The following is a 9,009-nucleotide window of genomic DNA, read 5'->3' as shown; positions in this document are numbered from 1 at the left end:
CTCATCTGCCACCCGGCGACGATGACGCACGCGTCGGTCCCCGAGGAGGACCGCGCGAAGCTCGGCATCACGCCGGGACTGGTTCGGATTTCGGTCGGGATCGAGGACGAAGAAGACCTACTTGCGGATCTCGGCCGGGCGCTTTCGGCCTTTTGAGCCCCGGGCGGCGCCGCGCCGCTTCGGCTTCGCGGGGACGGCGGCCTTCCTCCGCCTCCGCGGCTCCTCGGCGCCGTCGACGATCCACTGGCAGAACCGGGCGTCGGCGTTCCGGATCGAGAACGAGAGGATCTCGGGCAGCTCGTAGGAATTGATCTCCCGGATCGTGGCCGCGGCGTCGGGGAAGCGCTTCGCGATCGTCTTGATGACGAGCAGGTACTCCGTGTCCTCGCAGACCTTCCCCTTCCAGCGGTAGATCGACCGCAGAGAAGGGACCATGTTCACGCAGACGGCGTGCCGCCGGTGGACGAGCGCCTCCGCGATGTCGAGGCCCTGCTCTTCCGTCCCGACCGAGGTCAGCATTACGACGATGTCGTCTCCGCGCATACAGAGGCGACCTTAGAAGAAGGCAAAGGGAACGTCAAGACGCGTTCGGATCGGTGTAGGAAGAGCTTTCTCGCTTGACGGGGCCGAGGCGCGGCGAGGCGCGAGCCCGCCGGGATGCGGGTCGCCCGCGAGATCCCGAGGCGTACACGTCCGGTACGTCGCAGGGTCTCGCGAGCGGCACGCGCCCGGCCGGCTCGATGTATCGCCGCGCCTCTACCTGTTAGGCTTCCCGGTCGAATGAGAATCCTCTCCGGCATCCAGCCGTCGGGCAAGCTCCACCTCGGCAACTACCTCGGTGCGATCCGGCAGCACATCGAGCTCCAGGACAGCGGCGACGCGTTCTATTTCATCGCGGACCTCCACGCCCTGACGACCGTCAAGGACCCGGCGGTCCTCCGCGAGAACGTTCGCGACGTGGCGCTCGACTACCTGGCCCTGGGTCTCGATCCCGCCCGCGCCGCGTTCTACAAGCAGTCGGACATCCACGAGGTGCCGGAGCTGTCGTGGCTCCTGACGACGGTGACGCCGATGGGGCTCCTCGAACGCTGCCACTCCTACAAGGACAAGATCGCGCGCGGCCTCTCCCCGGACCACGGTCTCTTCTCGTACCCGGTCCTGATGGCGGCCGACATCCTCATCGTCGACGCCGACATCGTCCCGGTCGGCAAGGACCAGAAGCAGCACGTCGAGGTCGCCCGCGACATCGCCGGAAGCTTCAACCATCTGTACGGCGAGGTCCTGAAGCTCCCGCAGGACCGGATCCTGCCGGAGGCCGGGGTCGTGCCGGGAATCGACGGCCAGAAGATGTCGAAATCCTACGGAAACGACATCGGGATCTTTCTCGAGGGAAAGGCGTTGAAGGAACGCGTGATGGCGATCGTCACCGACTCCGCTCCCGTGGAAGCTCCGAAGGACCCCGACGCGAACAACGTCTTCAATCTCGTCAAGCTCTTCGCCTCGGCGGAGGAGATCGCCCAATGGCGCGAGCGTTTCGCGGCCGGAGGGCTGAAGTACTCCGAGATCAAGAAGCGGTTGATCGCGCTCCTCGACGAGCGCTTCGGCGAAGCCCGCGAGCGCCGGAAGGCGCTCGCGAAGGATCCCGGCTACGTCGACGACGTGCTGCTTCAGGGCGCCGACAAGGCGCGGAAGATCGCGAGCGCGACGCTCGCTCGGTGTCGCCGCGCCTGCGGAATCGATTAGCGCGGCAGGCGCGCCGATGCATCGAGCCGGCCGGGCGCGTGCCGCCCGCGCCGCCCTGCGACCGACGTTCCCAGTAGGCCTCGGGACGCCGCGGGCGACCCGCATCCCGGCGGGCTCGCGCCTCGCCGCGCCTCGAACTCGGCGGTGGATGGCGGCGCCGGGCCTCGCCGGCTCACTTCGTTCCCGTCGGCACGATCGTCCCGCGCTCGACCATCAGAATGACCGTGCGTCGCGGCGCGCGAGGGCGGTGCTCGACGTTCTTCGGGACGACGACGCCCTGGCCGGGGGAGAGATCGAGCGTCCGCTCCGCCGCGCCCTCGCGGACGTCGACGAGCAGCCTTCCTTCGACGACGTAGAAGAATTCGTCTTCCTCGTCGTGATGATGCCAGTGATACTCCCCCTCGACGACGCCGAGGCGCACGACGGCCTCGTCGACGCGGCAGAGCGTCTGGTTGTACCAGCGGTCCGTGCATGCCGCCGCGAGGCCGGCGACGTCGATGGTCCGGAGCGCCGGGAACTTCGGCTCGAGGTGGACGACGTAGGGATGGGGATCGCTCACGGGGGCCTCCTTTCGCGACGGCCCAGAATAGCGTCGCCCGCCCCCCGAGTCGTGGACGGACGAAACCGGGCAGGGACGCACGGAACCGAGGCGATTCCGCGGCCTTAGAATCGGGCCCGATGCGCGCCCGGTTCGTCCCCCTTCCCGCGCGGCGTGAGCACGAGGTCGCCGCGGCGGCGAGTCCGTCGTTCCGCGTGACGGAGACTCGCTATCCGGGGGGCCTCGTCGTTTCCCGGCACGCCCACGCGAATCCGAGCCTCACGTTTACGAGGCGCGGCGCGCTGTGCGAGTCGGTCGCGGGGCGCTCGTTCGACAACGATTCGCCCGCCGCTCTTCTCGTTCGGCCGCCCGAGGAGCGCCACGCGGATCGGGTGCAGGAGGGCGGCGCCGTGAATCTCGAGATCGAGATCCTTCCGGGAGCGTCGCCACTCCTGTCCGACTGGACGGCGCGGCTGGCCGGCGTGCGCCAGCTGCGGCATCCGCGGCTCGCCGCGCTCGCGGGCGCGATCGGCGCCGAGCTCCGCTGCCGGGACACCGCCCAGCCGCTCGTCGTCGAGGGACTCGCCCTCGAAATCGTGGGGATCGCTTCGCGCCTGCGAAGCCGTCGGGCGGCCGCGGGGTCGCCGCCGTGGCTGTCCCGGGTTCGCGAGCGGCTCGAATCGTCCTTCCGCGAAAGGCTGCTGCTGACCGAGGTCGCGCGCGAAGCGGGAGTCCATCCCGTCTCGCTCGCGCGCGCGTTCCGCGCGCGCCATGGAGAGAGCCCGGGGGAGTACGTGCGCCGGCTCCGGATCGAATGGGCTCTCCGGGAGCTCCGCGCGTCCTCGCCGCGCCCGATCGGCGAGATCGCGCTCGACGCCGGGTTCTTCGACCAGAGCCATTTCCACCGGGTCTTCCGGCGGTTGACGGGAACGAGTCCCGGAGCGATTCGCGCCTCCCAGGGACGCCGGTCGGCGTGAACGTCGCGCCGGTCACGCTCGAAGGCCGCTACGTCCGGCTGGAACCGATGACGATCGAGCACGCGGAGCCGCTCGCGAGGGTCGGTCTCGACCCGGAACTCTGGCGTCTCCAGCCGGCCCCGATCGAGACGGCCGGCGACATGGAAGCGTACGTGCGGGAAGCCCTCGACCTCCAGCGGCGCGGTTCGGCGCTTCCGTTCGTCATCGTCGAGCGCGGAACGGGCGAAGTCATCGGCAGCACGCGGTACATGGACATCGCCCCCGCGCACCGCCGGCTCGAGATCGGAGCGACGTGGATCACGCCGTCGCGGCAGCGGAGCGGCGCGAACACGGAGGCGAAGCGGATGCTCCTCGCGCACGCGTTCGAGGCGCTCGGCGCGATCCGCGTGGTCTTCAAGACGGAAGCGGGCAACGAGCGATCCCGCCGAGCGCTCCGGCGGATCGGCGCCGTCGAAGAGGGAACGTTTCGACAGCATCTCATCGCCCGCTCGGGGCGGCGCCGCGACATGGTCTATTTCGCGATTCTCGAGAGCGAATGGCCGGCGGTGCGGGAGCGGCTGGCGGGCCTCCTGCGATGAAACCCGCGATCGTGCGTGACGGGATCGGCGGGCGGCTCCCGACCGGCGCCGCCGGGCCGGCGGCGTTCCTCGCCCTCTTCTGCGCCCTCCTCCCGGCGGCGAGGACGGTTCGCGCGGCGGAATCGGGGCCTCTCGAGATCCGTCTCCGCTCCGGCGGTCTCGAGCGCACGTGCCTCGTCCATGCTCCCGCGAACCGCTCCGCCGCGGCCATGCCGCTCCTTCTCGTCCTCCACGGCGGCAGCGGGACGGCGGATGGAATGGTCACGCTGACGCAGGGCCGCTTCGACGCGCTCGCGGACCGCGACGGCTTCGTGGTCGGGTATCCGCAGGGCGTCGGAAGATCGTGGAACGACGGGCGGCGGGACCTGCCGTCGCGTGCGACGCTCGAACGGATCGACGACGTCGGGTTTTTCCGGGAGCTCGTCGCCGATCTCTCGCGCCGCTTCCCGATCGACCGCCGGCGGGTCTTCGTCGCCGGGATCTCGAACGGGGGAATCATGGCGTTGCGCCTCGCCTGCGAGCTCCCGCGAGACGTGCGGGGCGTCGCGGCGGTCGGCGCCTCGCTGGCGAGGGATCTTGCCGGCGGCTGCCGAGCGCCTTCGGCGGTCTCCGTCGTCGAGATCGCCGGCACCACCGATCCGATCGTTCCCTATGCCGGAGGGGAGGTGAGGGCGCTCGGCGCGCCTCGCGGCGCCGTGCTCGGCGCCCCGTCGACGGCGGAACTGTGGGCGGCGAAGGCCGCCTGCCGCGCACCCGCGGTCGAGACGGATCTTCCCGCCCCGATCTCCGACGGGACCCGCGTCCGGAAGATCGAACGTCCGGGCTGCGCGTCGGGCGCCCGCGTGGTCCTCTATCGAGTGGAAGGGGGCGGCCACGCGTGGCCGGGAGGCCGCCCCTATCTGAGCGAGCGATTGATCGGGAAGACGAGCCGGAACCTCTCCGCGTGCGACGCGATCTGGGAGATCTTTTCCGGGCTGAAGTGAAGCGCCGGAAGACCGTCGAGGCCCTCCGGCCCGGGATCGCCGCGATCAGGAACCCGCGACCCGCCGGTAATCGAGCGACGCGAGGGGCTTCCATCCCTCTCCCTCTTTCTCCGCGAGCTTCCAGGTGTACAGATCGTTCGTCGCGCGGACCACCTCCACCTTCATGTCCGCGGTCTTCCCGTCGAAGTCGGGGGCCCGGAACGTGATCCGCATCGTGTCGCCGTCGAACGTGACCGGCCCCTGCGTGATGTCGTTGCGCGCGTCCATGTACCAGACGAAGAGCGTCGACAGTTCGGGGTTCCAGAAGAAATTGCCGTCGTAATTCTTCAACGTGCCGTTTTCGGACACGAAGTGCGTCGTGAAACGGATGTACGCGTCGTTGTCCGCCCACTGGTAGCGGGTCTCGATCCGCTTCATGCCGGGGCCGAGCCTCGACGCGTCCGCGGTCCACGTTCCGCCGACGAGCCAGGCCAGCGGCGCGATCGGCCGCGCCGTCGCCGGCCTGGGCGTTTCCGCGCCGGCGCTTCCGGCCGCCGCGGCGAGCGCGACGAACATTCCGATTCCGAGGCGGGTTCGGGCGAGGGACATGATCCTTCTCCTTCTTTTCAGGCGTCGATCTGCGGCTCGGACCGAGACCCGGTGCCGGCCAGGAGGCGAAAGTACTCGCGCAGGTGCGCGACCGAGGCGTCGAACGGGGCGAGATCGCGGTGCGTTCGCGCCTGCATCACGCCTCCTTCCATGACGGTGAGGACGAACTTCGAGAGGGTGGCGAGATCGGTCCCGGCGGGGAACCGCCCGCGGTCCTCCGCGAGGAGCCGCTCGACGGCCGCGGTCCAGCCGTCGAAGTTCTCGGCAAGCCTCCGCCGCACCTCGGTCTGCTCCGGCGCGATCTCGAGCGCGAGGCGTCCGATGGGGCACCCGTAGGAGCAGCCGGTCGCGACGAGGTTCTGCCGGTAGAACTCGAGAATCCCGAAAACGCGCTCGACGGGATCGGAGAACCGCTCGCGAACGGGGGCGAGGATGACCGTATCGAGGGAGTCGATGTAGAGCTGCAGGACGGCAACGAGAAGGTCCTCCTTTCGCTTGAAGAAGTGGTAGAAGCTGCCGGAATTGACACCCGACCGCTCCAGGATGTCGGCCACCGACGTCGCTTCATATCCTTTCAACCAAAAGAGATAGAGCGCCGCCTCGATCAGCCTCTCCCGCGTGCTTCTACTTGGCTGCAGGTTCATAGTTGAGCATTCAACTAAGAAGCGGCGTGAGAGTCAAGTCTTTTCGTTGGCAGCGAGCCACTAGGATCGAAGACCATGAAGGTCGTTCTCTTCGGGGCCACGGGGATGGTCGGGCAGGGCGTCCTTCGCGAATGCCTGGCCGATCCCGCGGTCGAGCGGGTTCTTTCGGTCGTGCGGCGGCCGTCGGGGCCCGCGCACGCGAAACTCGCGGAGATCGTCCACGCCGATTTCTTCGATTTCTCGCCGATCGGCGGCGCGCTCACCGGGTGGGACGCGTGTTTCTTCTGTCTGGGCGTTTCCTCCGCGGGGATGACCGAGGCGGCGTATCGACGCATCACGTACGACGTGACGCTGGCGGCCGCGGCCGTTCTCTCGGAAAGAAATCCGGCGATGACTTTCGTCTACGTCTCGGGCGCGGGCACGGACTCGACCGCCCGCGGACGCTCGATGTGGGCGCGCGTCAAGGGGCAAACCGAGAACGCGCTCCTCGCGCTTCCGTTCTCGGCGTTCCTGTTCCGGCCGGCGATCATCGTGCCGATGCACGGCGCCGTCTCGAAGACGCGCTCGTACCGGATCTTCTATCGGCTCTTTCGTCCGGTTCTGCCGCTTGCCCGCGCCCTCTTTCCCGGTTTCGTCACGACGACCGAGGAGGTCGGCCGCGCGATGCTCGAAGTCGCCGAGCGCGGCGCGGACAAGCGCATCCTGGAAAGCCGGGACATCCGGGAGCTCGGAAGAGCCCGGACGAAACGCGCCTCCCTCGGCCCGCGGCGGGTCTAGGTCGCGAGCTTCTCGGCGTATTTCTTCCGGAGCTTCGCGACCTTCGGCGAGACGACCGCCTGGCAATAGGGCTGGTTCGGGTTCTGCTCGAAATAACGCTGGTGGTAGTCCTCGGCGCAGTAGAACGTCTCGGCGGGAACGACCTCGGTCACGATCGGAGCCGGGAAGACTCCCTCCCGGCCGAGCCTCTCGATCATCGCGTCGGCGGCCGCCTTCTGGGCGGAGGAGTGGTAGAAGACCGCCGACCGGTACTGCGTTCCGACGTCGGCCCCCTGCCGATCCTTCGTCGTGGGGTCGTGGAGCGCGAAGAAGATCTCGAGCAGCTCCTCGTAGGTGATGACCGCCGGGTCGAACGTGATCTCGACCGCCTCGGCGTGTCCCGTCGACCCGCCGCACACCTGGCGATACGTCGGGTCCTTCACGGTTCCTCCCGTGTAGCCGGAGACGACCTTCTCGACGCCTCGAAGAGGCAGGAAGACGGCCTCCATGCACCAGAAACAGCCCCCGGCAAACGTCGCGGTTTCTTTCATCCCCGCCATTCTCTCCCAGGTTTCCGCGCCGCCGGACGGGGCTGAACCTTTCTCGATTTCCGTCGTATCCTTGCCGGATTCACAGGACGAACCGGAAGGAGCGATCGTGAAAAGAGTCTTCGTTTGCGCCATCGTGCTCGCGTCGTCGGCCGCGCTTCCCGCGGGCGCCGCGAAAGCCAGGCCGGCCGACAAGAGCGCCTCTCCCGCCGCGGGCCCGACGTCCGCCGACACCTGGAGCGGGCTCGAGCTCCGTTCGATCGGGCCCGGCATCGCCTCGGGGCGGATCATGGACATCGCGGTCGATCCCGCGACCGACGGCCGCCGGTACTTCGTGGGCGTCGCGTCGGGAGGGGTCTGGCGAACGGTCAACGACGGCACGACCTGGACGCCGGTCTTCGACCACGAGGGCTCGTATTCGATCGGCTGCGTGACGATCGATCCCAACAACCCTTCGGTCGTCTGGGTCGGCACGGGGGAGAGCAACAGCCAGCGCGCCGTCTACTACGGCGACGGCGTCTACCGCTCCGAGGACGGCGGCGCCTCCTGGAAGAACATGGGCCTGAAGACCTCGGAGCACGTCGGGCGCATCGTCGTCGATCCGCGCGACTCGAAGGTCGTCTACGTCGCCTCCCAGGGACCGCTCTGGGCGGCCGGGGGCGAACGCGGTCTCTACAAGACCACCGACGGCGGAAAGACGTGGAAGGCCGTCCTGACCGTCTCCGAGAACACCGGGGTCACCGACGTCGTCATGGATCCTCGCAATCCCGACGTCCTGTACGCCGCTTCGTACCAGCGCCGGCGCCACGTCTGGACGATGATCGACGGCGGGCCGGAATCCGCGATCTGGAAGTCGACCGATGCGGGCGCTTCGTGGACGAAGCTCACGAGCGGGCTTCCGAAAGAGGACATGGGACGGATCGGACTCGCGATCGCGCCGTCGGATCCGGACGTGGTCTACGCGACGATCGAGGCCGCGAACAAAGCGGGCGGAATCTTTCGTTCGACCGATCGCGGAGCGACGTGGGAGAAGAGGACCTCCTACTTCGCCGGCGCGGCGATGGCGTACGCGCGGATCTTCGTCGATCCGAAGAACCGCGAGCGCGTCTACTCGATGGACGTCTGGATCCAGGTATCGGAGGACGGCGCGAAGACGTTCCATGCGCTGGGAGAGAAGACCAAGCACCCCGACAGCCACGCGATGTGGATCGACCCCGCGAACACCGACCATCTTCTCGTCGGTTGCGACGGCGGCGTCTACGAGACGTTCGACCGCGCGGAGAGCTGGCAGTTCAAGGCGAACCTGCCGGTCACCCAGTTCTACCGGGTCGGTCTCGACAACGGCGACCCCTACTTCGTCTACGGCGGAACCCAGGACAATTTCAGTCTCGGCGGCCCCTCGCGCACCGACGGGCTGCAGGGGATCACGAATTCCGACTGGTTCGTCACGTCCGTGGGCGACGGGTTCTACTCGGTCGTCGATCCCGAGGACCCGAACACGATCTACTCGGAAGCTCAGTACGGCGCGTTGAACCGCATGGATCGCCGGACCGGAGAACAGCTCTACATCCAGCCCCAGCCCGGGAAGAACGAACCTCCGCTCCGCTGGAACTGGGATTCGCCGATCCTCGTCTCGCCGCACAAGCACACGCGG

Annotated in this window: 12 protein-coding genes; 7 read left to right on the top strand and 5 right to left on the bottom strand. The window is 68.4% G+C overall.

What is annotated here, in order from left to right; translation table 11 throughout:
• Positions 1-156, top strand: a 156-nt coding sequence (locus VFS34_05770) for a PLP-dependent transferase (protein ID HET9793952.1), incomplete at its 5' end; no start/stop codon positions are given.
• On the opposite strand, the gene cutA is transcribed toward VFS34_05770, so the two are convergent.
• Positions 118-519 (bottom strand): divalent-cation tolerance protein CutA, encoded by a 402-nt coding sequence (gene cutA / locus VFS34_05765; protein HET9793951.1) that lies wholly within the window; start codon positions 517-519, stop codon positions 118-120. The two genes, VFS34_05770 and cutA, sit on opposite strands and share 39 nt — an antisense overlap.
• Positions 520-780: 261 nt before the next feature.
• Here cutA and trpS point away from each other — a divergent pair, with 261 nt between their 5' ends.
• Positions 781-1,743 carry a tryptophan--tRNA ligase gene (gene trpS / locus VFS34_05760; protein HET9793950.1) on the top strand — a complete coding sequence of 321 codons (963 nt, stop codon included), beginning with the start codon at positions 781-783 and terminating at the stop codon, positions 1,741-1,743.
• 172 nt (positions 1,744-1,915) lie between these two features.
• On the opposite strand, the gene VFS34_05755 is transcribed toward trpS, so the two are convergent.
• Entirely contained in the window at positions 1,916-2,302 is a 387-nt protein-coding gene (locus tag VFS34_05755; protein HET9793949.1) for a cupin domain-containing protein, read from the bottom strand.
• Between the two features lie 119 nt (positions 2,303-2,421).
• Here VFS34_05755 and VFS34_05750 point away from each other — a divergent pair, with 119 nt between their 5' ends.
• The 3 genes from VFS34_05750 to VFS34_05740 are packed head-to-tail and all read left to right on the top strand — an operon-like array spanning position 2,422 to position 4,819.
• Positions 2,422-3,258 carry an AraC family transcriptional regulator gene (locus VFS34_05750; GenBank protein HET9793948.1) on the top strand — a complete coding sequence of 279 codons (837 nt, stop codon included), beginning with the start codon at positions 2,422-2,424 and terminating at the stop codon, positions 3,256-3,258.
• Complete coding sequence (locus VFS34_05745) at positions 3,255-3,836, top strand: GNAT family protein (protein ID HET9793947.1); 582 nt, start codon at positions 3,255-3,257, stop codon at positions 3,834-3,836. Before VFS34_05750 ends, VFS34_05745 begins: the two co-directional genes overlap by 4 nt.
• Positions 3,833-4,819: a PHB depolymerase family esterase gene (locus VFS34_05740; protein ID HET9793946.1), complete on the top strand. Its 987-nt coding sequence runs from the start codon at positions 3,833-3,835 to the stop codon at positions 4,817-4,819. The genes VFS34_05745 and VFS34_05740 overlap by 4 nt, the downstream gene beginning before the upstream one ends.
• Before the next feature lie 45 nt (positions 4,820-4,864).
• Here the strand turns inward: VFS34_05740 and VFS34_05735 are convergent, their stop codons facing one another.
• Both VFS34_05735 and VFS34_05730 read right to left on the bottom strand, forming a co-directional pair.
• Positions 4,865-5,407, bottom strand: a complete 543-nt coding sequence (locus VFS34_05735; GenBank protein HET9793945.1) for a hypothetical protein — start codon at positions 5,405-5,407, stop codon at positions 4,865-4,867.
• Positions 5,408-5,424: 17 nt separating this feature from the next.
• Positions 5,425-6,051 (bottom strand): TetR/AcrR family transcriptional regulator, encoded by a 627-nt coding sequence (locus tag VFS34_05730; GenBank protein HET9793944.1) that lies wholly within the window; start codon positions 6,049-6,051, stop codon positions 5,425-5,427.
• 75 nt (positions 6,052-6,126) lie between these two features.
• On the opposite strand from VFS34_05730, the gene VFS34_05725 reads away from it, so the two are divergent.
• Complete coding sequence (locus VFS34_05725; GenBank protein ID HET9793943.1) at positions 6,127-6,828, top strand: NAD(P)H-binding protein; 702 nt, start codon at positions 6,127-6,129, stop codon at positions 6,826-6,828.
• Here VFS34_05725 and msrA read toward each other — a convergent pair.
• Entirely contained in the window at positions 6,825-7,367 is a 543-nt protein-coding gene (gene msrA, locus VFS34_05720; GenBank protein HET9793942.1) for a peptide-methionine (S)-S-oxide reductase MsrA, read from the bottom strand. The genes VFS34_05725 and msrA overlap by 4 nt on opposite strands.
• 97 nt (positions 7,368-7,464) lie before the next feature.
• Here msrA and VFS34_05715 point away from each other — a divergent pair.
• Positions 7,465-9,009, top strand: a 1,545-nt coding sequence (locus VFS34_05715; protein HET9793941.1) for a glycosyl hydrolase, incomplete at its 3' end; no start/stop codon positions are given.

This window comes from Thermoanaerobaculia bacterium (assembly GCA_035717485.1).
Taxonomy (GTDB): domain Bacteria; phylum Acidobacteriota; class Thermoanaerobaculia; order UBA5066; family DATFVB01; genus DATFVB01.
The sequence above is the reverse complement of the archived record's forward strand: the minus strand, read 5'-3'. Positions and strand labels throughout refer to the sequence as shown.

Coding starts and splice junctions, on each gene's coding strand:
- VFS34_05740 (HET9793946.1), top strand. CDS start 3,833: ATGAAACCCGCGATCGTGCGTGACGGGATCGGCGGGCGGCTCCCGACC.
- trpS (HET9793950.1), top strand. CDS start 781: ATGAGAATCCTCTCCGGCATCCAGCCGTCGGGCAAGCTCCACCTCGGC.
- VFS34_05725 (HET9793943.1), top strand. CDS start 6,127: ATGAAGGTCGTTCTCTTCGGGGCCACGGGGATGGTCGGGCAGGGCGTC.
- VFS34_05750 (HET9793948.1), top strand. CDS start 2,422: ATGCGCGCCCGGTTCGTCCCCCTTCCCGCGCGGCGTGAGCACGAGGTC.
- cutA (HET9793951.1), bottom strand. CDS start 519: ATGCTGACCTCGGTCGGGACGGAAGAGCAGGGCCTCGACATCGCGGAG.
- msrA (HET9793942.1), bottom strand. CDS start 7,367: ATGGCGGGGATGAAAGAAACCGCGACGTTTGCCGGGGGCTGTTTCTGG.
- VFS34_05735 (HET9793945.1), bottom strand. CDS start 5,407: ATGTCCCTCGCCCGAACCCGCCTCGGAATCGGAATGTTCGTCGCGCTC.
- VFS34_05730 (HET9793944.1), bottom strand. CDS start 6,051: ATGAACCTGCAGCCAAGTAGAAGCACGCGGGAGAGGCTGATCGAGGCG.